The 22,076-nt window shown below is 69.7% G+C and carries 20 protein-coding genes; 8 read left to right on the forward strand and 12 right to left on the reverse strand.

The features are described from left to right. Positions 1 to 83: 83 nt before the first annotated feature. The gene (locus AC2D10_RS10045) at positions 84 to 2,180 is read left to right on the forward strand and encodes an APC family permease (RefSeq protein ID WP_484707489.1); all 2,097 of its coding nucleotides are present in this window, start codon (positions 84 to 86) and stop codon (positions 2,178 to 2,180) included. A 9-nt stretch (positions 2,181 to 2,189) separates the two neighbouring features. On the opposite strand, the gene AC2D10_RS10050 is transcribed toward AC2D10_RS10045, so the two are convergent. The 3 genes from AC2D10_RS10050 to AC2D10_RS10060 all read right to left on the reverse strand — a co-directional run bounded on the left by AC2D10_RS10050 (position 2,190) and on the right by AC2D10_RS10060 (position 5,235). Beyond that, on the reverse strand, positions 2,190 to 2,891 hold the full coding sequence (locus AC2D10_RS10050) for a GntR family transcriptional regulator (RefSeq protein ID WP_484707491.1): 702 nt from the start codon (positions 2,889 to 2,891) through the stop codon (positions 2,190 to 2,192). A 22-nt stretch (positions 2,892 to 2,913) separates the two neighbouring features. Beyond that, positions 2,914 to 3,618: a GntR family transcriptional regulator gene (locus tag AC2D10_RS10055; RefSeq protein ID WP_484707492.1), complete on the reverse strand. Its 705-nt coding sequence runs from the start codon at positions 3,616 to 3,618 to the stop codon at positions 2,914 to 2,916. A gap of 438 nt (positions 3,619 to 4,056) precedes the next feature. Continuing rightward, the gene (locus AC2D10_RS10060; protein WP_484707493.1) at positions 4,057 to 5,235 is read right to left on the reverse strand and encodes an SLC13 family permease; all 1,179 of its coding nucleotides are present in this window, start codon (positions 5,233 to 5,235) and stop codon (positions 4,057 to 4,059) included. A gap of 314 nt (positions 5,236 to 5,549) precedes the next feature. On the opposite strand from AC2D10_RS10060, the gene AC2D10_RS10065 reads away from it, so the two are divergent. Genes AC2D10_RS10065 through AC2D10_RS10090 form a run of 6 tightly spaced genes read left to right on the forward strand, consistent with a single transcriptional unit; the run spans position 5,550 to position 13,335 of the window. Beyond that, a complete protein-coding gene (locus tag AC2D10_RS10065) occupies positions 5,550 to 5,636 on the forward strand; it encodes a potassium-transporting ATPase subunit F (protein ID WP_484711841.1) in 87 nt (28 codons plus the stop codon). Next, a complete protein-coding gene (kdpA, locus tag AC2D10_RS10070) occupies positions 5,636 to 7,315 on the forward strand; it encodes a potassium-transporting ATPase subunit KdpA (protein WP_484707494.1) in 1,680 nt (559 codons plus the stop codon). Before AC2D10_RS10065 ends, kdpA begins: the two co-directional genes overlap by 1 nt. A 1-nt stretch (position 7,316) precedes the next feature. After that, a complete protein-coding gene (gene kdpB, locus AC2D10_RS10075) occupies positions 7,317 to 9,476 on the forward strand; it encodes a potassium-transporting ATPase subunit KdpB (protein WP_484707495.1) in 2,160 nt (719 codons plus the stop codon). 42 nt (positions 9,477 to 9,518) lie between these two features. After that, positions 9,519 to 10,121 (forward strand): potassium-transporting ATPase subunit KdpC, encoded by a 603-nt coding sequence (gene kdpC, locus AC2D10_RS10080; RefSeq protein WP_484707496.1) that lies wholly within the window; start codon positions 9,519 to 9,521, stop codon positions 10,119 to 10,121. Next, on the forward strand, positions 10,118 to 12,667 hold the full coding sequence (locus AC2D10_RS10085; protein ID WP_484707498.1) for an ATP-binding protein: 2,550 nt from the start codon (positions 10,118 to 10,120) through the stop codon (positions 12,665 to 12,667). Before kdpC ends, AC2D10_RS10085 begins: the two co-directional genes overlap by 4 nt. After that, positions 12,664 to 13,335, forward strand: a complete 672-nt coding sequence (locus AC2D10_RS10090) for a response regulator (protein ID WP_484707500.1) — start codon at positions 12,664 to 12,666, stop codon at positions 13,333 to 13,335. The genes AC2D10_RS10085 and AC2D10_RS10090 overlap by 4 nt, the downstream gene beginning before the upstream one ends. Here the strand turns inward: AC2D10_RS10090 and AC2D10_RS10095 are convergent. Together AC2D10_RS10095 and AC2D10_RS10100 are read right to left on the reverse strand one after the other, a co-directional pair. Further along, a complete protein-coding gene (locus AC2D10_RS10095; RefSeq protein WP_484707501.1) occupies positions 13,317 to 14,114 on the reverse strand; it encodes a tryptophan-rich sensory protein in 798 nt (265 codons plus the stop codon). The two genes, AC2D10_RS10090 and AC2D10_RS10095, sit on opposite strands and share 19 nt — an antisense overlap. 64 nt (positions 14,115 to 14,178) lie before the next feature. Next, positions 14,179 to 14,742, reverse strand: a complete 564-nt coding sequence (locus AC2D10_RS10100) for a TetR/AcrR family transcriptional regulator (protein ID WP_484707502.1) — start codon at positions 14,740 to 14,742, stop codon at positions 14,179 to 14,181. Between the two features lie 96 nt (positions 14,743 to 14,838). Between AC2D10_RS10100 and AC2D10_RS10105 the strand changes: the two genes are divergently transcribed. Further along, on the forward strand, positions 14,839 to 15,681 hold the full coding sequence (locus AC2D10_RS10105; RefSeq protein ID WP_484707503.1) for an alpha/beta fold hydrolase: 843 nt from the start codon (positions 14,839 to 14,841) through the stop codon (positions 15,679 to 15,681). Positions 15,682 to 15,793: 112 nt separating this feature from the next. Here AC2D10_RS10105 and AC2D10_RS10110 read toward each other — a convergent pair whose 3' ends face one another. The 7 genes from AC2D10_RS10110 to AC2D10_RS10140 form a co-directional block, all read right to left on the reverse strand. Then, positions 15,794 to 16,771 carry a siderophore-interacting protein gene (locus tag AC2D10_RS10110; RefSeq protein ID WP_484707504.1) on the reverse strand — a complete coding sequence of 326 codons (978 nt, stop codon included), beginning with the start codon at positions 16,769 to 16,771 and terminating at the stop codon, positions 15,794 to 15,796. Continuing rightward, positions 16,761 to 17,561: an ABC transporter ATP-binding protein gene (locus tag AC2D10_RS10115; RefSeq protein WP_484707506.1), complete on the reverse strand. Its 801-nt coding sequence runs from the start codon at positions 17,559 to 17,561 to the stop codon at positions 16,761 to 16,763. Before AC2D10_RS10115 ends, AC2D10_RS10110 begins: the two co-directional genes overlap by 11 nt. Beyond that, positions 17,558 to 18,565 (reverse strand): FecCD family ABC transporter permease, encoded by a 1,008-nt coding sequence (locus AC2D10_RS10120; RefSeq protein ID WP_484711842.1) that lies wholly within the window; start codon positions 18,563 to 18,565, stop codon positions 17,558 to 17,560. The genes AC2D10_RS10115 and AC2D10_RS10120 overlap by 4 nt, the downstream gene beginning before the upstream one ends. A gap of 68 nt (positions 18,566 to 18,633) precedes the next feature. Continuing rightward, positions 18,634 to 19,680, reverse strand: a complete 1,047-nt coding sequence (locus tag AC2D10_RS10125; protein ID WP_484707507.1) for a FecCD family ABC transporter permease — start codon at positions 19,678 to 19,680, stop codon at positions 18,634 to 18,636. Between the two features lie 47 nt (positions 19,681 to 19,727). Next, on the reverse strand, positions 19,728 to 20,762 hold the full coding sequence (locus AC2D10_RS10130; RefSeq protein ID WP_484707508.1) for an iron-siderophore ABC transporter substrate-binding protein: 1,035 nt from the start codon (positions 20,760 to 20,762) through the stop codon (positions 19,728 to 19,730). A 187-nt stretch (positions 20,763 to 20,949) separates the two neighbouring features. Beyond that, positions 20,950 to 21,153 carry a cold-shock protein gene (locus AC2D10_RS10135; protein ID WP_045277989.1) on the reverse strand — a complete coding sequence of 68 codons (204 nt, stop codon included), beginning with the start codon at positions 21,151 to 21,153 and terminating at the stop codon, positions 20,950 to 20,952. A 362-nt stretch (positions 21,154 to 21,515) separates the two neighbouring features. Next, positions 21,516 to 21,971, reverse strand: a complete 456-nt coding sequence (locus AC2D10_RS10140) for an SRPBCC family protein (protein ID WP_484707509.1) — start codon at positions 21,969 to 21,971, stop codon at positions 21,516 to 21,518. Positions 21,972 to 22,076: the final 105 nt, after the last annotated feature.

Raw genomic sequence — 22,076 nt, forward strand, 5'->3', positions numbered from 1 at the left:
CGTGCACCGCTTTCCGCCCGCCCGTAAGGATTCCGTGAGGGCCGCCCCGGGCCCCGTAGGGATTCCGTGAGGATCGCGTGAGGATGCCGTCGGCGGGCGTAGCGTCACCCGACGTGTCAGACGAAATCCGAGACAGCGCGGCCGCTCCGCCGCTGGCCAAGCGCATCCTCATCGGCGATCCGCTCACGAGCCAGCAGGTCGACGACCAGCTGCTCCCCAAGCGCATGGCGCTGCCGATCTTCGCGTCCGACGCGCTGAGCTCGGTCGCGTACGCGCCGCAGGAGCTGGTGATGATCCTGCTGATCGGCGGGCTGACCTTCCTGTCGTTCACGCCGCTGGTGGCCGCGGCGGTCGTCGTGCTGCTGATCGTGGTGGTGCTGAGCTACCGCCAGCTGATCAAGGCGTACCCCTCGGGCGGCGGCGACTACGAGGTCGCGTCGAAGAACCTCGGCGAGATCCCCGGCGTGATCGTGGCCGCCGCATTGCTCGTCGACTATGTGCTGACCGTGGCGGTGTCTGTCGCCTCGGGCGTCGACAACATCATCTCGGCGGTGCCGGGGCTCGACCCGTTCCGCGTCGAGCTGGCGGTCGGCGCGGTCGTGCTGATCATCATCGTCAACCTACGCGGGGTGCGCGAGGCGTCGCTCGTGTTCGCGATCCCCACGTACGTCTTCATCGGATCGGTCGGCTTCATGATCGTGACGGGTCTGGCGCGCACGTTCCTCGGCGACGCCCCGATCGCGTCCAGCGCGGAGTTCGCGGTGCAGGCCGAGGACCTCAGCCAGGCGGCCGTCATCCTGCTCATCCTGCGCGCGTTCTCGAGCGGATGCTCCGCGCTCACCGGCGTCGAGGCCGTGTCGAACGGGGTGCCCGCCTTCCGCGCGCCAAAGGTACGCAACGCCCAGTCGACGCTCGTACTGATGGGGTCGATCGCCGCGTGCCTCTTCGCCGGACTCACCGCCCTCGCGCTGATCACCGGCGTGCACTACGCCGAGAACCCGTGCGACCTGATCGGCTTCGACTGCACCAACCCGCAGCCCAGTCTCATGGCGCAGATCGCGAGCGCGACGTTCGGCGGCGGCAGCATCCTGTTCTTCATCGTGCAGGCGGCCACGGCGTGCGTGCTGCTGCTTGCAGCGAACACCGCCTTCAACGGCTTCCCGCTGCTGGGCTCGGTGCTCGCGCGCGACGGCTACGCCCCGAAGTCGCTCAACACCCGCGGCGACCGACTGGTGTTCTCGAACGGCATGATCCTGCTCGGCATCGGCGCGATCCTCGTGCTCGTGGTGTTCCAGGCGCGGCTGACTACGCTGATCCAGCTGTACATCATCGGGGTGTTCGTGTCGTTCTCGCTGGGGCAGATCGGCATGGTGCGGCACTGGCGGCGGATCCTGCGGGAGCCGGTGATCGCGGGCGCGCAGGGCGAAGCCGCGGCATCCGATCGCCGATCCGCCCGCGTGGGACTCGTGATCAACTCCGTCGGCGCGGCCATGACGGTGCTCGTGCTGCTGATCGTCACGATCACCAAGTTCACGCACGGCGCCTATCTGGTGTTCTTCGCGATCCCGATCCTCGCGTTCCTGATGCTGGGGGTGAAGCGGTACTACCGCGACGTTGACCACGAGATCGAGATCGACGACATCACCCGCTTCGGCGCGACCGGCGACGTGGCTCTCGTGCTCGTGAGTCGTCTGCAGAAGCCCGTCGTGAAAGCCGTCGACTACGCCGTCGCCGCCAAGCACGGCAAGACGATCGCAGTGCACGTGGCCGTCGATGCGGATGCCGCCGCAGAACTGCAGCGCCAGTGGGCCGACCACCTGATGCCGATCCCGCTCGTGATCCTCGAATCGCCGTACCGGTCCTTCGCGCAGCCGGTCACCCAGTTCATCAAGCAGTACCGCGCGAAGCACGGCTCGTCCGTGGTGACGGTGTACCTGCCGCAGTACATCGTCGGGCACTGGTGGGAGTCGTTCCTGCACAACCGCCGCGCGCGCCGCATGGCCAATCAGCTGATGCTCGTGCACGGCGTCTCGATCACGCTCGTGCCGTGGCTGCTCGACTCGTCGGAGCTGATCTACGGTCGCCGCTCGCGTCCGCTGCCGGGGCAGGAGCGCGCGGGGCGTCCGGTCGTGGTGTCGGGGCGGCGTGCGCATCGGCCGGCCGGGCCGCCGAAGGAGTAGGCGCAACCGTCAGGCCGTGATGATGCCCTCGATCACGAACGTGTAGAGGTCGCGGACGATGTCGGTCGCCTCGAGGCGGTCCCGCGAGCGCACCGCCATCTCGAGCGCGTCGACCACCGACCGCAGCATCGCGGGGTTTCGGGGCTTGCTCAGCGCATGGATGCCGAACACCAGCGCCGTGCGTTTCGACGCGTGCAGGCGGCTGACGTACGGATTCCGCGAAAAGCCCGTCAGCAGATCGATGAGCTCCCAGAGCGCTTCGGCGCCGACGATCTGATCGCGCTCGCCGGTCTCCCACAGGGCGCGGACCGCTTCGGCCTCGCGCGCGAACTCGGCGATCTGCTCGTCCGTCGCCTGGGCGATGCCGACGTCCACGCCGATCACCGACAGCCCCGAGCACTCGCCCGCGACCGCCATGAACCACGCCGGGGTCGGGGTGATCACCACCGAGGCGCGGTTCCTGCGGTGTTCGATCAGGTGCATCCCGTCGAGCACGCCGAGCGCGGCGCGGACCGTCGCACCCGACACTCTCAACCGCTGCGTCAGTGCCGACACCGAGAGCGGATCGCCCGGGCGCAGTTCACCGGTCTCGATCGCCACCGTCAGGGTGTGCACGACATCGTCGGTGCGCGAGCTGATCAGGGGTGCGCCCGTTCCGTCCCCGCTGAGCATGCGGGTGGAGGTCAGTGATTCGACCGCGGCATCCGACATGTCAGCATCCTGTCATCTGCCGCTATGAGCCGGCGGCGGCGGCCGCGGCCTCAGCGGCGGCTTCGCGCAGGGGTTGGATGGATGTCCGCAGGAACATCCCCTCGATATGGGGGCGGGCGCCGACCGCGTCGCGGCGGTGCAGCAGTTCGCGGAGTTCTTCGAGTGAGCGGCGGATGTCGTCGGCGATCGGCTGCGGTGTGCGATCCACCGGGATCGTGCGCGTCAGGTGCAGGGCGAGCTGGCCGTCGATGATGTCGATCATGACGCGGTTCTTCGTCGCGAGGATCATCGACCCCCAGAACGAGTACCAGTGCGACCGGATCTCGCGGCTGCCGGCACGGGTCATGTCGAACGCCAGGAGCTCGTCGATGCGGGCGTCGAAGTCCGCGATCTGCTCGTCGGTCAGCGTCGGGATGGACTTCAGGGCGCAGTAGCCGACCAGCGCGGCGGCGGTCTCGACGCGATCGGCCTGCGCGTCGAGGTCGACCGGAGCTACCCGCGTGAAGCGGTTCGTGCTGATCTCGATCAGCCCGATGTTGGCCAGACGCGTGAGAGCTTCGCGGATGGGTGTGCGCGAGATGCCGTACTCCGCCTGCAGATCCTGGTCGCGGATCTCTTCCAGCGGCAGCATCCGACCCGACACGATCTCCTCGGCCAGGCTCGCGAAGACCTGGTCGCGGATCAGTTGCCGCGGCCGGATCGGCAGGGAGTCGGTGGCATCGTCCACGGCCACAGACTACGCGCGTGGGTGCGCTCTCACCAGACGTATCAGACACTGAAATATCACCGGAGATGGGCCGAAGTGCGTACGGTCGAGGGAGAGGGCAGCGATCCTTCTTCTTCGGCACCACCCCCATCTGTGCCGCAGTGTCCCCCGTATCCCCCGTACACGGGTCGCTGCCCTTTTCTCATGCCCTCGGCGGGCCGGTGCGGCAGGGGTCGCAGATGGCCTGAATCAGGGCTGGGATGCGGCCACTCGAGTCCCCTCCAGGGGGTGGGCGCGCGGGCTCGGCGCGGCCGGGGTCGCACATAGCCGCAACAGCGCCCCGGATGCGGCCACATGAGTCCCCTCGCGGGGGAGACAGCGCGGGCTCGCCTGAGCAGGGGTCGCACCTGGCCGGAACAGCGCCCCGGATGCGGCCACATGAGTCCCCTGCCGACCCCCTCACCCCGCGACGAGCAGCAGCACGAGCACCGCGGCGACCACGGTCGGCACGGCGGCGACCACGCCCCACAGCATGAAGTGACTCCAGCGGATCGTGACGCCGAGCGCGACGATCCGGTGATGCCAGAGCAGGGTGGCGAGCGACGCCCACGGCGTGATCAGGGGACCGAGGTTCACACCGATCAGCAGCGCCATGAGAGCGACCGGATCACCCGCGGCCGGCTCGAGCACGAGGTAGGCGGGGAGGTTGTTGATCGCGTTGGCGCTCACCGCACCCAATGCGGCGAGCCGGAACAGGTCGCCGGCGGAATCCCCCGAGGCCACGGGCGCCGTGAGGACGTCGAGCATCCCGAGGGCATGCGCCGCCTCGACGATCACGAACAGCGATGCGGCGAGCGCGAGCGCCTGCCACGGCACCAGCGACAGCCGAAGCGTTCCGCGCCGTCGCACCGCGAACAGCACGATCAGCGCCAGCGCGGCGACGGATGCCGGAATCCACACGTCGTGGGTGAGCGCGAGCAGCGGCATCAGGACGAGAAGGATGCCGGTGGCACTCCAGAACAGCGTCGGATCCGCCGGTTTCCGCGGCGCAGGGGTCTCGTAGGCGCCGAACACGGTGCGGCGATGCACGAGCGTGAGGATCACGACGGGCACGAGGATGCCGACGAGCGTCGGCGCCCAGCTCAGCGCGAAGAACGCAGCCGGTCCGTCGCCGATCGACTCGGCCGCGAGCAGGTTGGTCAGATTCGACACGGGCAGCGCGAGGGATGCCGTGTTGGCGAGCCACACGGTCGCCAGCGCGAACGGGATCGGTGAGACGCCGATGCTCTGCGCCAGCACCACCACGACCGGGGTCACGATCACCGCGGTGGTGTCGAGCGACAGGAATACGCAGCTCACGACTGCGAGTGCCACGACCAGCGCCCAGAGCACCAGCACCCGACCGCGGCCCCAGCGCGCGAGGCGCTGCGACACGACATCGAACACGGCGGCGTCGCGGGCGAGTTCCGCGACGATCGTGATGGCGACCACGAACCCCAGAACAGGGGCGATGCGCTGCCCGAGCGCGCCAGCATCCGCCGTCGGCAACGCCCCGCTGAGCACGCACACGACCGCGACGACGACGAGCGCGACGACGATCCCCGTCCCCACGCCGATCCGTCGCCTGGTCGCACCCACTCCGAGAGCATAGATCCCCCGGGGCGGGGTTCTGGTCGCACTTCGTGCGTGCCCGTCGCGTTCCGGTCGCACTTCGTGCCGCCTCCCCGCGCCCGCGGCGGCATCAACTGCGACCGGAACGGCGGGGAGCGCGGCACCGCCCGTGAGCGATCCGCATGGATCACCGCACAGCGCGTAGGGGAACCGTGAGGATCGACGAAACCCTTCCCGCGCGGGAGTTGTATCGACTTCGTGCTCGACATCATCTACCTCGCGCTGACCTTCGCGCTGTTCGCCCTCGTCTCGCTGATCGCGAAGGGGGTGGAACGACTGTGATGGTCTTCGGCATCATCGCCGCGGTGCTCGCCGTCGCCGCGATCGTCTACCTCGTGGTCGCCCTCGTCGCCCCGGAGAGGTTCTGATGTCCTCCGAGATCTGGTTCGGCATCCTGCAGGCCGCGGCACTGATCGTCGCCCTCGTCCTGCTCTATCGTCCGCTCGGCGACTACATCGCCCACGTCTACTCGACGCCCCGTGATTCGCGCGTCGAGCGCGGCCTCTACCGGCTGATCGGCGTCGACCCCTCCTCCGAGCAGACGTGGCGGGCCTATGCGCGCAGCGTGCTGGCGTTCTCGGTGGTCGGCGTCGTGCTCGTCTACGGCCTTCAGCGGCTGCAGGCGTTCCTGCCCGAATCGCTCGGACTCCCCGCCGTGCCCGAGGGGCTGGCCTTCAACACCGCCGCGTCGTTCGTCGCCAACACGAACTGGCAGTCCTACTCGCCCGAGCAGACCATGGGCTACGTGGTGCAGCTCGCGGGCCTCACGGTGCAGAACTTCGCGTCGGCCGCCGTCGGCCTCACGGTGGCGATCGCCCTGATCCGCGGTCTCTCCCGCCGCGGTTCGACCACGATCGGCAACTTCTGGGTCGACCTGTTCCGGGGTCTCGGACGGCTGCTACTGCCGCTCGCGCTGATCGGCGCCTTCGCACTGCTCGCCGGCGGCGTGATCCAGAACTTCGCCGGATTCACTGACGTCACCACCGTGTCGGGTGGCACGCAGACCATTCCGGGCGGCCCGGTCGCCTCGCAGGAGGCCATCAAGCTGCTCGGCACGAACGGCGGCGGGTTCTTCAACGCCAACTCCGCCCACCCGTTCGAGAACCCGACCGCTGTGACCAATATTCTGCAGATCCTGCTGATTCTCGCGATCCCGTTCTCGCTCCCCCGCACGTTCGGCCGTCTGATCGGCGACCACCGTCAGGGCTACGCCATCGCGGCTGTGATGGGCACGATCTTCCTCATCTCGACCTTCGCCCTGTCGGCGCTCGAGCTGGCGGGACGCGGCACCGCACCCGAGCTCGCCGGAGCGGCGATGGAGGGCAAAGAGGTGCGCTTCGGCATCCTCGGCTCCACGCTCTTCGGCAGCGCGAGCACCCTCACCTCCACCGGCGCCGTCAACTCGATGCACGACTCGTACACCGCGCTCGGCGGCATGATGCCGATGCTCAACATGATGCTCGGCGAGGTCGCTCCCGGCGGCGTCGGCTCGGGGCTCTACGGAATGCTGGTGCTCGCGATCATCGCCGTGTTCGTCGGCGGGCTCCTGGTCGGACGCACGCCGGAGTACCTCGGCAAGCGCATCGGACCGCGTGAGATCAAGCTCGCGAGCCTGTACATCCTCGTGGTGCCCGCGCTCGTGCTCGGCGGAACCGCGCTGAGCTTCGCGATTCCCGGAATCCGCGCCGACGTCGAGGCCACCAGCATCCTGAACCCGGGCGTGCACGGCATGAGCGAGGTGCTCTACGCGTTCACCTCGGCCGCGAACAACAACGGCTCGGCGTTCGCCGGACTCACCGCCAACACCCCGTGGTTCAACACCGCGCTGGGGGTGGCGATGCTGCTCGGCCGATTCATCCCGATCGTGCTGGTGCTGGCGCTCGCCGGCTCGTTCGCCGCGCAGGAGCGCATTCCGGCGACATCCGGCACGCTCCCCACCCACCGGCCGCAGTTCGTCGGCCTGCTCCTCGCCGTGACGGTCGTCGTCACCGCGCTCACCTACTTCCCGGTGCTCACGCTGGGCCCGCTCGCTGAAGGACTCGTCTGACATGTCTCTGCTCACCACTCCCTCCTCGGATGCCGCGTCGGCACCGGAACCCGCCGCCGACACCACCCCGGCTGCTCCCGCCCCGCGCACGTTCGGCTGGTCGGCGCTCGTGCAGGCGATGCCCGGCGCGCTTCGCAAGCTCAACCCCGCCACGCTCGTGCGCAATCCCGTGATGCTGCTCGTCTGGGTGGGCGCGGCGTTCACCACCGTGCTCGCGATCGCTGAGCCCTTCCTCGGCGGACCCGGCGAGTCGGGCGGCACCCCGGTTCCGCCGCTGTTCACCGCCGGCATCGCGGTGTGGCTGTGGCTGACCGTGCTGTTCGCGAACGTCGCCGAGTCGGTCGCCGAGGGCCGCGGCAAGGCGCAGGCCGCGAGTCTGCGCCAGACCCGCACGAGCACCATGGCGCGGCGCCTCGTGACGCCCTCGGCGGGAGCGGGCACCCCGTCGGTGGAGTCCGAGCTCGAGACCGTCGAGGTGTCGTCGGCCGAACTGCAGCGCGACGACGTCGTGCTCGTCGAGGCGGGCGACCTGATCCCGGGCGACGGCGACATCGTCTCGGGCATCGCGACGGTCGACGAGTCCGCCATCACGGGCGAGAGCGCCCCCGTCATCCGCGAATCCGGCGGCGACCGCAGCGCCGTCACCGGCGGCACCCGCGTGCTGTCGGACCGCATCCTCGTGCGCATCACCTCCAAGCCCGGCGAGACCTTCGTCGACCGCATGATCGCGCTCGTCGAAGGGGCGAGCCGGCAGCGCACGCCCAACGAGATCGCGCTGAACATCCTGCTCGCGAGCCTGTCGATCGTGTTCGTGATCGTCGTGCTCGCACTCAACCCGATCGCGGCGTACGCGGCCTCGCCCGTCAGCATCCCGGTGCTCATCGCCCTGCTCGTGTGCCTGATCCCCACCACGATCGGCGCCCTGCTCTCGGCCATCGGCATCGCGGGGATGGACCGGCTCGTGCAGCGCAACGTGCTCGCGATGTCGGGCCGCGCGGTCGAGGCCGCCGGCGACGTGACCACGCTGCTGCTCGACAAGACCGGCACCATCACCTACGGCAACCGTCGTGCGCACGAGGTGGTGCCGATGCCCGACACCGAGGCTGCAGAGCTGCTGCGCGTCGCGGCGCTGTCGTCGCTCGCCGATCCCACACCCGAGGGCGCCTCGATCGTCGAGCTCGCCGACGGCCGAGGGATCCAGGTGGACCTGCCGGCGGATGCCGTGGTGGTGCCCTTCACGGCGCAGACCCGCATGAGCGGACTCGACCTCGCCGACGGCACGCAGATCCGCAAGGGCGCGGGGTCGGCGGTGACGGCCTGGATGGAGCTTCCCTCGGCCGCCGAACTCACGAGCCGGACCGACGCCATCGCCGAGAGCGGCGGTACGCCGCTGGTCGTGGCGGTGAAGGATGCCGCAGGCGGGCGCATCCTCGGGGTCGTGCACCTCAAGGACATCGTCAAGGACGGGCTCCGCGAGCGGTTCGACGAGTTGCGCAGCATGGGTATCCGCACCGTCATGATCACCGGCGACAACCCCCTCACGGCGAGGGCGATCGCCGCCGAGGCCGGCGTCGACGACTTCCTCGCCGAGGCGACGCCCGAGCAGAAGCTCGCGCTGATCCGTCGTGAGCAGGAGGGCGGACGACTGGTCGCCATGACCGGCGACGGCACGAACGACGCCCCCGCACTCGCGCAGGCCGATGTGGGTGTGGCGATGAACACCGGCACGTCGGCGGCGAAGGAGGCCGGCAACATGGTCGACCTCGACTCCGACCCGACCAAGCTGATCGACATCGTGCGCATCGGCAAGCAGCTGCTGATCACGCGCGGAGCGCTCACCACGTTCTCCCTCGCGAACGACATCGCCAAGTACTTCGCCATCATCCCCGCGATGTTCATGGGGGTCTTCCCCGGGCTGGCGGTGCTGAACGTGATGCAGCTGCACTCCCCGGCATCCGCCGTCACCAGCGCGATCATCTTCAACGCGATCGTGATCGTCTTCCTCATCCCGCTCGCGCTGCGCGGGGTGGCCTACCGTCCGGCCAGCGCCAGCAGCATCCTGCAGCGCAACCTGCTGATCTACGGTCTCGGCGGCGTGATCGCCCCGTTCATCGGCATCAAGCTGATCGACCTCGTGATCAGCCTCATCCCCGGCTTCTGACGCCTCGCTCGCCGCATTCTGACGCTTCCTGAAAGGCACTCCATGTCCTCCACCCGCACCACCCTTCGCACCACCGGTGTCGCGGTGCGCGCGATGCTCGTGCTCACGCTCGTGCTCGGCGTCGGCTACACCCTCGTGGTGACCGGCGTCGGCCAGCTGCTGCTTCCCGCGCAGGCGAACGGCTCCCTGCTCGCCGACGACCGGGGCAGCGCGCTGATCGGCCAGTCCGCGACCGACGCCGACGGCGACGCGCTGCCGCAGTACTTCCAGTCGCGTCCGTCGGCGGCCGGCGACGGCTACGACGGCGCCGCGTCGAGCGGCAGCAACCTCGGCCCCGAGAACGCCGACCTGATCGCCGCGATCACCGAGCGTCGCGCCACGATCGCCGAGCGCGAGGGCGTCTCTGCCGACGAGGTCCCCGCCGATGCCGTGACCGCGTCGGGCTCGGGCCTCGACCCGCACATCAGCGTGGCGTACGCGCTGCTGCAGGTGCCGCGCGTCGCCGAGGCGCGCGACCTGCCCGAGGCAGAGGTGCGGGCGCTCGTGGAGTCTAGGATTCAAGGGCGGGATCTGGGATTCCTCGGCGAAGAGCGCATCAATGCCGCCGAGCTCAATCTCGCTCTCGATGAGCGGGAGGGCGCATGACACGAGAGCGACGCGGTCGACTCCGGGTGCTCCTCGGGGCGGCCCCCGGCGTCGGCAAGACCTTCGAGATGCTCGGCGAGGGCCGGCGACTGCTCGACGAGGGTCGCGATGTGGTGATCGCGGTCGTCGAGACGCACGATCGAGCGGCGACCCGTGCCCAGACGATCGGCCTGCCCGAGGTCCCGCGGCGGTCCGCCGAGCACCGCGGCGTGGCGCTGACCGAACTCGACCTCGACGCCGTGCTCGCCCGCGCTCCCGAGATCGCCCTGGTCGACGAGCTCGCGCACACGAACATCCCCGGATCGCGGAATCCCAAGCGCTGGCAGGACGTCGACGCGCTGCTCGACGCCGGCATCGACGTGATCACCACCGTCAACGTGCAGCACGTCGAGTCGCTCAACGCCGTGGTCGAGAAGATCACCGGCATCGCCCAGCAGGAGACCATCCCGGATGCCGTGGTGCGAGCCGCCGACGAGATCGAGGTCGTGGATCTCGCGCCGCAGTCGCTGCGCGACCGGCTCTCGGCGGGGCTGGTGTACCCGGCCGAGCGCATCGACGCAGCGCTGTCGAACTACTTCCGGCTGGGCAACCTGACCGCCCTGCGCGAACTCGCCCTGCTGTGGCTCGCCGACGAGGTCGACAGTGCGCTGCGCAGCTACCGCGCGGACCACGGGATCGAGGGAGCCTGGCAGGCGCGCGAGCGCGTGGTCGTGGCGCTGACCGGCGGAGCCGAAGGCGAGACGCTGGTGCGCCGCGGCGCCCGCATCGCGGCACGATCGGCCGGCGGCGAACTGCTGGCGGTGCACATCTCGACGCAGGACGGCCTGCGCGACGAGACCCCGGGCGCGCTGGCCGCCCAGCGCACCCTCGTCGAGTCGCTCGGCGGCAGCTACCACCAGATCATCGGCGACGACATCCCCGGCGCGCTCGTCGACTTCGCGCAGGGAGCGGATGCCACGCAGCTCGTGATCGGCGTCAGTCGGCGCAGTCGCGTGATGGCGGCGCTGACCGGACCCGGCATCGGCGCCGAGGTCATCCGCCGCTCGGGCGACATCGACGTGCACATCGTCACACACGCGGCGGCGGGCGGACGCGTCGCCCTGCCGCGGATCACGGGCGGGGCGCTCGGGTGGCGGCGACAGGTGCTCGGCTTCGCGGTGGCGGTGCTCTTCGGACCCCTGCTGTCGTGGCTGATGTTCACCTTCCGCAGCCCCGAGTCCATCACGTCCGAGGTCCTGGCGTATCAACTGCTCGTGGTCGTGGTGGCGCTGATCGGCGGCATCCGCCCCGCCGTGTTCGCGGCCGTGCTCTCGGGCGTCACGCTCGATCTGCTCTTCGTCGCGCCGCTGTTCACGATCACGATCGCGCACCCGCTGCACGTGCTCGCCCTCGGGCTGTACGTGGTCATCGCGATCCTGGTGAGCCTCATCGTCGACCAGGCCGCCCGCCGTGCGCGCACCGCCAAGCGCGCCACCGCCGAGGCCGAGCTGCTCGCGGCCGTCGCCGGCAACGTGCTGCGGGGCGACAACGCGGTGCTCGCCCTGGTCAGTCGCACGCGCGAGGCGTTCGGTCTGAGCGGCGTGCGGCTGCTCTCGCCGACCGACGAGGTGCTCGCGTGCGACGGCGAGCCGCTCGCCGACGGTCGATGCACGCGCATCCCGGTCGGCGCCGACGGCTCTCCGCGCGCGGTGCTCGAGCTGCACGGCGATCCGCTCGACGGCCCGGCCCGCCGCCTGCTCGACGCGATCGTCGCCCAGCTCGCCGCCGCGATGGAGCACACCGATCTGCGTGCCACCGCGAAGGAGGCCGAGGCCCTCGCCGAGACCGACCAGATGCGCAGCGCCCTGCTCTCGGCGCTCAGCCATGACCTGCGGCGTCCGCTCGCCTCGGCCGTCGCGGCGATCGGGGGCCTGCGCGGCACACAGGTGCTCTCCGACGACGACCGCGCCGAGCTTCTCGCCACGGCCGACGAGAGCCTCGCCACCCTGTCGACGCTCGTCACCGACCTGCTCGACGTGAGCCGCGTGCAGGCCGGGGTGCTGGCGGTGTCGGCGACGCCGATGGATGCCACGGGCCCGGTGCTCGCCGCGGTCGACGAGCTCGGCCTCGGACCCGACGACGTCGACCTGGCCCTCGACCCGGCGCTGCCGCTGCTGCAGGCCGATCCGGTGCTGCTGCAGCGCGTCCTCGTGAACGTGCTCGCCAATGCCCACCGCTTCGCCCCGCAGGGGACCCGCGTGCTCATCTCGACCAGCGCCCTCGGCGAGCGCGCCGAGATCCGCATCATCGACCGCGGCCAGGGCGTGCCGACCGAGAGGCGCGACAGCATCTTCCAGCCGTTCCAGCGCTTCGGCGACACCGACAACACCACCGGACTCGGGCTGGGCCTGGCGCTCTCGCGCGGCTTCGCGGAGGGCATGGGCGGTAGCCTGACTCCCGAGGACACCCCCGGTGGCGGACTCACGATGGTCATCTCCCTGCCGCTCGCGGTCGAGGCCACCCCCCTTCGTCAGACTCAGGAACCGCGGGAGACAGAGGCACAGTGAAGCTCCTCATCGCCGACGACGACCCGCAGATGGTGCGGGCACTGCGCATCACCCTCGCCGCCCACGGATACGAGGTCGTCGTGGCCGCCGACGGTGCCGCCGCGATCGCCGTCGCCGCGCAGACGCATCCCGACCTGATCATGCTCGATCTGGGGATGCCACGGCTCGACGGCATCGAGGTGATCCAGGCACTGCGGGGCTGGACGAGCGTGCCGATCATCGTGGTCTCCGGACGCACGGGCTCCGCCGACAAGGTCGACGCCCTCGACGCGGGCGCCGACGACTTCGTCACCAAGCCGTTCCAGGTCGACGAGCTGCTCGCACGCTTGCGGGCGCTGTCGCGTCGGGCGGCTCCCGCCGGAGGCGAGTCCGCCGTGAGCTTCGCCGACGTGGTGGTGGACCTGTCGACCAAGACCGTCACCCGCGGCGGATCACGCGTGCACCTGACGCCGACCGAGTGGCGCATGCTCGAGCACCTGTCGCGGCATCCCGGAGCACTCGTGACTCGGCAGGACCTGCTCAAGGAGATCTGGGGCAGCGAGCAGGTCTCGGACTCGGGCTACCTGCGGCTGTACATGTCGCAGCTGCGCAAGAAGCTCGAGCAGGAGCCCAGTGCGCCCGTGCATCTGCTCACCGAGTCGGGGATGGGCTACCGCCTGGTGCTCTGACCCCGGCGGCGGCGCAGCGACGCGATGACCCCGACGGCGACGAGGACCACGGCCACGATGATGGCGGCGATCGCGGTGACGGTGCTCTCGGGCTCGCCGGTCAGGCGCCCGACGGCGAGCCACGCGAGGCCCCACGAGGTCGCGAGCGCGGGAGCGATGCGTCCGGTCAGCCACGCGCTGGCGACGCCGATGACGAGGACGACGGCGAGCACGGCGACGGCCCACACCTCGGCCTGACCCGCCCAGCTCTCGGGCGCGATCTGGGTGAACCACGCGGCGGTGTTCGCGACGGTCGCGATGGTGACCCAGCCGAAGTGCAGCCCGTTGGCGCCGTCGACGAGGATGCGCTCGGGCCACGTGCGGGGGCGCTCACGCCCGAGGATCACGATCACACGCGCCAGGGTGGCGAGCAGCAGCGCGATCACGAGCACGGTGAGAGGCAGCGTGAAGTACTGCGCGGTGACCAGCCAGAGCCCGTTGAGGACCATCGAGGCAGCGACCCACCCGCCGACGGCGCGTTGACGCTCGTTCGCGCGCTGACCGGGGAGCGCCTGCCACACGGTGTACGCGATCAGGCCGATGTAGATGAGCGACCAGATCGAGAACGCGGGGCCGGCGGGCGCGAGGTACGAGCCCTGCGCCGAGAGCGCGCCGCCCTGCAGCTCGTTCACCGAGGTGCCGCCGAGAGCTCCGGATCCGACCGCGGCGGCGATCAGCATGAACGTGGCCGCGGCGATGGTCACGCTCTGGCGGATGATGTCCTGTGTGCGGGATTCCATGCAGGGGACGATACCACCAACACGCTAACCAAGTTAGCGATATCCGCGATTCGCGAACAGCGGGTCAGGCGGCCACCGCGGCGTCGATCAGCACTTCGGCCGCGGCGCGGGCCTGCACCGCCACCTGCGGATCGGCGGAGATCGCCGCGGTGCTCTGCGCCCCCTCCGCGAGGATCGACAGCTGCGCGGCCAGGCTCACCGGCGCACCCGTGTCAGCCACGAGGCCAGCCATGTACTGCTGGAACGACGCTTTGTGCGAGCGCACGATCTGCGCCACCTCGGGGTTCGTGCCCCCCAGCTCGCCGAACGCGTTGATGAACGCGCACCCGCGGAAGCCGTCGCTGCAGAACCAGTCCTCGAGGTACCCGTAGACGGCGAGCAGCCGCGTGCGCGGGTCGGCCCCGGCATCCGCCACCGCACCCGACAGCCCCGACTCCCACTCCGCATGCCGGCGCGCGAGCACGGCGGCCACGATGTCGGTCTTCGCGGGGAAGAGCGCATAGAGGCGACGCAGCGACACGCCGGCCTCGGAACGCAGCTCGTCCATGCCGACGGCCGCGAATCCCTTGCGGTAGTACAGCTCCTCCGCGGCGGAGAGGATGCGTTCACGTGCCTCGTCTTCGGTCATAACCAGAAGTTTACTTGACATGAGAACGCACGTTCTCTATGTTGGACATATCGAGCGAGAACGATCGTTCTCACCGGAACCGAAAGGACCAGGATCATGGGTTACATCACTGTCGGAGACGAGAACTCCACCCCCATCGAGCTCTACTACGAAGACCAGGGAGCCGGCCAGCCCGTCGTCCTGATCCACGGATACCCCCTCGACGGCCACAGCTGGGAGCGCCAGACCCGCGAGCTCCTCGCGCAGGGCTACCGCGTCATCACCTACGACCGCCGCGGCTTCGGCGGATCATCCAAGGTCAACACCGGCTACGACTACGACACCTTCGCCGCCGACCTCAACACCGTGCTCGAGACCCTCGATCTGCGCGACGTCGTGCTCGTCGGATTCTCGATGGGCACCGGCGAGCTCGCCCGCTACGTCTCCCGCTACGGACACGAGCGCGTCGCCAAGCTCGCCTTCCTCGCCTCGCTCGAGCCGTTCCTGGTGCAGCGCGACGACAACCCCGAGGGCGTCCCGCAGGACGTGTTCGACGGCATCGAGGCTGCCGCCAAGGGCGACCGCTTCGCGTGGTTCACGCAGTTCTACAACGACTTCTACAACCTCGACGAGAACCTCGGCTCGCGCATCAGCCAGGAGGCCGTGACCGGCAGCTGGAACGTCGCGGTCGGCAGCGCACCCGTCGCCGCCTACGCCGTGGTGTCGGCATGGATCGAAGACTTCCGCGAAGACGTCGAGGCCGTGCGCGCCGCCGCCAAGCCGACCCTGATCCTGCACGGCACGAAGGACAACATCCTGCCGATCGACGCGACCGCCCGCCGCTTCCACCAGGCCGTGCCGGACGCCGACTACGTCGAGGTCGAGGGTGCGCCGCACGGCCTCCTGTGGACTCACGCCGACGAGGTCAACGCCGCGCTGAAGGACTTCCTCAGCAAGTAGGCCCGCCGCCCGGCGTCCGGACCTCGAACCTCTGCCGCATCTCAGACGCTCTCCCCCGAGAGTCCGAGATGCGGCAGATTCGTGCGTGCGGCGTGACCGGTCTCTGCGGCACTCAGCCGCGCATCGCGACGCCGCGGCGCCAGTAGCCCATGAACGCGACCTGCGAGCGGTCGACGCCGAGGTCCTTCACCAGGTGCCGGCGCAGCGTGGTGACCACGCCGCTCTCCCCCGCGATCCAGAAGTAGCAGTCGGCGGGGGCGTCGTGAGCGGCGATCTCCTCGCCGAGGCTGGAGTAGTCCGGCGTCTCCCACACCAGGTCCTCGCCCTCGAGGTCGCGCACCTCGACGTGCGTGTGCGCGTCACCCAGATGCGTGAGCACCGTCGGGATCAGCTGCGTGCCGTGCGCTCCGCCGTCGGTGCGGGCGAGCCAGTGCACGTCGACACCGGACGGGGCGTCGATCGAGAGGATGTCATCGGTCGACGGCACCTCGATGAACGCGGTCCCGCGCAGGTCGCGCGCGGCGTCCTCCAGGATCCGCGCGATCGCCGGGGCCGCGGTCTCGTCACCGGCCAGCAGCACCGATTGGGCGGTGCCCGGGGCGTACTCCGTGCCGCCGTTGCTGACGACCCCGCGGCGCGGACCGATCAGGAACAGCTCCTGGCCCGCTGTCGCTGCACTCGCCCAGAGCGAGGCCGGACCGGTGAGCCCGGGCTCGAGGTGCAGCACGAAGTCGACGTCGACCTCGGTGCCCTCGGGCATCATCCGCAGCTCGCGCACGGAGTAGGTGCGCATCGACCCTCGCTCCTCCTGGGGCACCGCGAGGTACGAGCCCCACCAGTCGCTCGTGTCGCGATCGAGCGGCGGCAGGATGCCGGATGCCGGCGGGAAGATCAGCTTGATGCGGGCGTCGAACACCTCGCCGGGCGTTCCGAACTCGGCCAGCTCCTCGCCGCCGAAGGTCACGCGCACGAAGTTCGGCGAGACCCGCGCGACCGCGCGCACGCTGGCACGGGCGAGCACGTACGGCGTCCGTTCGGCAGTCGCGGTGGTCGTCGCGGTGGTCGTCGTCTCTGCGGTGTCAGCGGACATGATGCCTCCCGATGGGTGTGACCATCGGCTTGCCGGAGACCGGGTCGACGGTGATCTGATTGGCGAGGCCGAAGACCTCTTCGACGAGCTCGGCCGTCACGATGTCCTGCGGCGCGCCGGTCGCGTGCACGCGGCCTTCCTTCATCGCCACGAGCTCGTCCGCGTAGCGGGCCGCCAGGTTGAGGTCGTGCAGCACCATCACGATCGTCGTGCCGCGGGTGACACTCAGATCGGTGAGCAGATCGAGCACCTCCACCTGGTGTGCGACGTCGAGGAAGGTGGTCGGCTCGTCGAGCAGCAGAATGTCGGTCTCCTGTGCGAGCGCCATCGCGATCCACACGCGCTGACGCTGGCCGCCCGAGAGCTCGTCGACGCTGCGATCGGCCAGCTCGGTGGTGCCGGTCGCGGCCAGCGCGTCGGCGACGACCTCGTAGTCGTGGGCGCTCCAGCGCGCGAGCACCTTCTGGTGCGGGTGACGACCGCGGCCGACGAGGTCTGCCACCGCGATGCCCTCGGGCGCGACCGGCGACTGCGGCAGCAGCCCGAGGATGCGCGCGACCTCTTTGGTGGGGCGCGCGTGCACGGACTTGCCGTCGAGCACGACCTGCCCTTCGCTGGGCGAGAGCAGTCGCGCGAGCGAGCGCAGCAGCGTCGACTTGCCGCATCCGTTCGCCCCGACGATCGTCGTGATCCGCCCGGGCGCGATCTGCAGGTCGAGCGCGTCGATGACGGTGCGGTCGCCGTACGCGAGGGTGACGCCCTCGGCGGACAGGCTGTGCGAAACGGTCACAGTGACCCTCCCGAGCGGTTGGAGCGGACGAGCAGATAGATCAGGTAGGGCGCGCCCAGCACGCCCGTGATGACGCCGACCGGGTAGCGCGCGCCGAGCGCGAACTGGCCGATCAGGTCGCCGCCGAGCACCAGGACGGCACCGACGAACGCGCTGGGAAGCAGCAGGTTCGCGCCGGGACCGGTGAGGCGAGCGGCGATGGGTCCGGCCATGAACGCGACGAAGGCGATCGGCCCCGTCGCCGCGGTGGCGAACGCCAGCAGGGCGACGGCACCCAGCATGAACAGCAGCCGCGTGCGGTTGACCCGCACGCCCAGACCCGATGCCGAGTCATCGCCGAGCTGCAGCGCGCCCATCGATCGGCCCTGTGCGAGCAGCAGCGGAACGATCACAGCAGCGGCGATCGCGACGGGCGCGACGCGGTCCCACGAGGCGTTGTTCAGGCTGCCGGTGAGCCACTGCATCGCGGTCTGGATGTCCCAGTTGGGTGCCCGCGAGAGCACGTACGAGATCACGCTCTGCAGCATGGCGGCGATGCCGATGCCGATCAGGATCAGTCGGGTCCCGGCGAAGCCGCCCTTGATCGAGAGCAGATAGATCGCACCCGCCGTGACCAGAGCGCCGATCAGCGCGAACACCGAGACGACCGGTCCGTTGAGTGACAGCACCACGATGCCGATGACAGCCGCGGCACCGGCGCCGTCGGAGATGCCGATGATGTCGGGCGAGGCCAGCGGGTTGCGCAGCAGCGTCTGGAAGCACACGCCCGCGATGCCGAACGAGACGCCGGCGAGCACGGCCAGCACGGCGCGCGGCAGCCGCAGCTCGCCCACGGTGAACGACGCACCGGGCACCGTCTCGCCGAAGATCACGCGGATCACCTCGCCGGGCGTGTAGAACGTGTTGCCGATCATCAGCGCGACGGAGAAGAGGGCGAACAGCACCGCGGCCAGCGCGATGCTCGCGACGGAGTGACGACGATGGCGCGCTCGGCGCCCGGCCATGACCGCGGCGACCCGGTCGGCGTCGATGGCGGGTGTCTGCGGGGCAGTGGGAATGCGGTCGACGACGCTCACAGCTCCCTCACCTTCTGTCGGCGGACGATCCAGATGAAGAACGGGGCGCCGACGATCGCGGTGATGATGCCGACCTGGATCTCCTCTGACGACGGCGCGATCACGCGTCCGATGATGTCGCTCGCGAGCAGCAGGGCCGCTCCGGCCAGCGCCGAGAACGGCAGCAGCCAGCGGTGGTCGGTGCCGATCAGCATGCGGCAGATGTGCGGGATGACGAGACCGACGAAGCCGATCGGTCCGGCGATCGCGGTGGCGGCTCCCGCGAGGACGACCGCGCCGACGGCCGACATCAGGCGCGTGCGGAACACGTGCTCGCCCAGGCCCTTGGCCATGTCGTCACCGAGGGCGAGCGAGTTCATGCCGCGAGCGCTGGCGATGCAGATCAGCGCACCGATCGCGAGCACCGGAGCCGTGAGGGCGATGCGCGGCCACTCCGCTCCTCCCACGCCACCGATCTGCCAGGACTGGAACGTCTGCAGCAGATCGACCCGCGGCAGCATGATCGCGCTGATCAGCGACGCGAAGGCGGCCGATGTCGCGGCTCCCGCGAGGGCGAGCTTGAGGGGCGTGGCACCGCCGCGGCCGAGCGAGCCGACCGTGTAGACGAAGGTCGCCGCGACTGCGGCGCCCACGATCGCCAGGGCCATCTGACCGTAGGGGTCACTCAGACCGAGGAAGGCGATGCCGACCACCACGGAGAGCGAGGCGCCGGTCGTGACCCCCAAGATGCCGGGGTCGGCGACCGGGTTGCGGGTGACCGCCTGCATCGTCGCGCCGGAGAGCGCGAGCGCTGCCCCGACGAGGATCGCGAGCACGGTGCGCGGCAGACGCTTGATGATCGCGGCCTGGGCCAGCGTGTCATCCTGCCCGGCGAGAGCGGCGAAGACGTCGTCGACGCTCACCGACCGCACGCCGAAGCAGACCGAGAGGAGGCACAGGGCCAGCAGCACACCGACACCGGCGAGCAGCCAGAGGGTGCGCTTCCATGCCGGGCGCCGCAGGTCTGCGGTGCCCGGCAAGGGAGCGGCGAGGGTGGTGGCCACGGGTGTCAGTGCCTCGAGGGGTGTTCAGTGCGCGGAGAGTCCGCGACTCACTGCGCGGCAGCCAGCGGAGCGGCCAGCATGCCGAGATACTCGTTCAGGCCCCACGAGATCGAGAGCGGCGACGGGTTCGCGGACGCGGCGATCGGCGACGAGTCCGGGAGGATCGCGATCTGTCCGGCCGCGATGGCCGGGATCTTCGACAGCAGCGGGTCGGCCTGCAGGATCGGGATGATCGACTCGTCGCCGTAGGTCACGAACACGTCGACGTCGTTGAACTTGTCGGCCTCTTCGGCGCTCACCGAGAGGTAGAACTCGGTGCTGTCGGCGTTCTCCTCGACGATCGCGGGCAGCGGCAGGCCGATGCTCGTCAGGTAGCCGGGGCGCGTGTCGATCGCGGTGTAGTAGCCGACCTGGCTGAGGTCGGTCGGGTCGATGTAGGCGAACAGGACCGTCTTGTCCTTGAGGACGCTGTTGGCCTCGAGCGCGGCGTCGGCATCGGCGTGCAGGTCCTCGATCAGGGCCTCGCCCTCCTCGGCCAGGCCGAGAGCCTTCGCGTTCAGCTCGATCATGTCGTCGACCGGGGTGCCCCAGGCGACCTCGGGGTACGCGACGACCGGAGCGATCTTGGAGAGAGTGTCGTACTCCTCCTGCGTCAGGCCGGAGTATGCGGCCAGGATGACGTCGGGCTCGGTGTCGGCGACGGCCTCGTAGTCGATGCCGTCGGTCTCGTCGAAGAGCACCGGGGTCTCGCCGCCGAGCTCGTCGAGCTTCTCCTCGACCCAGGGCAGAATGCCGTTGTCGTCGTCGTCGCCCCACGTCGCCTTGCTCATGCCGACCGGCACGATGCCGAGGGCCAGCGGCACCTCGTGGTTCGCCCAGGCGATGCTCGCGATGCGCTCGGGCTTCTCGGTGATCGTGGTCTCGCCGTAGACGTGTTCGATCGTGACCGGGAAGGCGGAGTCGTCGGCCGGGTTCCCGCCGGCGGACGAGCTGTCGTCGGCGGCGGGCGTCGCGCAGGCCGTGAGGCTCAGAGCGATCGCGGCGGCCGTTCCGGCAGCGGCGAGGAGTCGAGAGGTGCGCACAGGCATTCCCTTCGGGAGGAGTGGAGGGGTGGCGACGCAGAACGCGTCAGGCTTTGGTAAGCCTCGCCTAATCTAACAGAAGGTTAGGGTGACCTCACACTCGGTTTCGCCGCATTCCCCGCCCGCACACGCAGAAGCCGGCCGGACCCCGAAGGGTCCGACCGGCTTCCGGACGATCAGTGCGCGCTCAGAGAGGGCGGATGTTCGCAGCCTGCATGCCCTTGGGGCCACGCTCAGCGTCGAATTCGACCTTCTGGTTCTCGCGGAGCTCCTTGAAGCCCGAGCCAGTGATCGCAGAGTAGTGGGCGAACAGGTCGTCCGAGCCGTCATCGGGAGCGATGAAGCCGAAGCCCTTTTCCGCGTTGAACCATTTCACAGTGCCAGAGGCCATGTGCTTTCTTCTTTCTGTTGATCTAGCCGCTGTTATACACGGCCTGTGCATCACACCAAGATCCGGTGGATACGTTGATTCGTCGCTCTCCAGGAGGAGGCGGCGGAGTTTTCAGGGGATCCGTGCCGAACCGATCGGCGCAGAATTCGGATCCAGATGTCGGGCCACACACGTCGCAGCAAGCGTTCGCGGGCCGGTGATGAATGACGCCCCCGGAAAGGGGCACGTTGCCAACCGTAGCACGCCCAGCGGCTTCTGTGTCAGTCGCGTCCTCTTTTTCTCCGAATCGGTCCCGGTGCTGAGCACCGGGACCGATTCGTCCGTGAGAGGGGGCTCGCCGCAGAGGCGGAGCCGAGAGGCGGTCAGGCCTCGACGTCGCCGCGCCAGGCACCGGTCTCGGCGCCGCGCTTCTCGATGAACTCCTTGAAGTTCTTGAGGTCCTTCTTCACTGCGTGCGAGCCGGCGCCGACGAGCGACCCCAGCTTCTCGGCGAGGCCCTCGGGCTCCCAGTCGATCTGCACGGTGACGCGCGTCTCGGCGTCGGACAGCTTGTGGAAGGTCACGACGCCGGCGTGCTCGGTGTCTCCGCCGATGCTGTTCCAGGCGACGCGCTCGTCCGGGTGCTGCTCGGTGATCTCGGCGTCGAACTCGCGGGTCTGTCCGGCGACCTTGACGACCCAGCGGTTGTGGGTGTCGTCGATCTGCGTGATGGACTCGACCTCGTCGAGGAAGTGCGGGAAGCTCTCGAACTGCGTCCACTGGTTGTATGCGGTGTTGACGGGGACGTCGACGTCGATGGTCTCGATGATCTGTGCCATGGAATGCTCCTCAACTGCTCGTTCGTTCGTGTTGCTCCATTCAGCGCTCCTCGTCGAGGAATTGCGACGGGGTTGACATCGGGCGGTGCGACACCCGAATCTCCG

It is taken from the genome of Microbacterium sp. PI-SA-G (assembly GCF_057215335.1).

Bases quoted from the DNA above. Each gene is read 5' to 3' on its own strand.
- AC2D10_RS10045 (WP_484707489.1), top strand. From the start codon at position 84: ATGCCGTCGGCGGGCGTAGCGTCACCCGACGTGTCAGACGAAATCCGA.
- AC2D10_RS10050 (WP_484707491.1), bottom strand. From the start codon at position 2,891: ATGTCGGATGCCGCGGTCGAATCACTGACCTCCACCCGCATGCTCAGC.
- AC2D10_RS10065 (WP_484711841.1), top strand. From the start codon at position 5,550: ATGGTCTTCGGCATCATCGCCGCGGTGCTCGCCGTCGCCGCGATCGTC.
- kdpA (WP_484707494.1), top strand. From the start codon at position 5,636: ATGTCCTCCGAGATCTGGTTCGGCATCCTGCAGGCCGCGGCACTGATC.
- kdpB (WP_484707495.1), top strand. From the start codon at position 7,317: ATGTCTCTGCTCACCACTCCCTCCTCGGATGCCGCGTCGGCACCGGAA.
- kdpC (WP_484707496.1), top strand. From the start codon at position 9,519: ATGTCCTCCACCCGCACCACCCTTCGCACCACCGGTGTCGCGGTGCGC.
- AC2D10_RS10085 (WP_484707498.1), top strand. From the start codon at position 10,118: ATGACACGAGAGCGACGCGGTCGACTCCGGGTGCTCCTCGGGGCGGCC.
- AC2D10_RS10095 (WP_484707501.1), bottom strand. From the start codon at position 14,114: ATGGAATCCCGCACACAGGACATCATCCGCCAGAGCGTGACCATCGCC.
- AC2D10_RS10100 (WP_484707502.1), bottom strand. From the start codon at position 14,742: ATGACCGAAGACGAGGCACGTGAACGCATCCTCTCCGCCGCGGAGGAG.
- AC2D10_RS10105 (WP_484707503.1), top strand. From the start codon at position 14,839: ATGGGTTACATCACTGTCGGAGACGAGAACTCCACCCCCATCGAGCTC.
- AC2D10_RS10110 (WP_484707504.1), bottom strand. From the start codon at position 16,771: ATGTCCGCTGACACCGCAGAGACGACGACCACCGCGACGACCACCGCG.
- AC2D10_RS10120 (WP_484711842.1), bottom strand. From the start codon at position 18,565: ATGGCCGGGCGCCGAGCGCGCCATCGTCGTCACTCCGTCGCGAGCATC.
- AC2D10_RS10135 (WP_045277989.1), bottom strand. From the start codon at position 21,153: ATGGCCTCTGGCACTGTGAAATGGTTCAACGCGGAAAAGGGCTTCGGC.
- AC2D10_RS10140 (WP_484707509.1), bottom strand. From the start codon at position 21,971: ATGGCACAGATCATCGAGACCATCGACGTCGACGTCCCCGTCAACACC.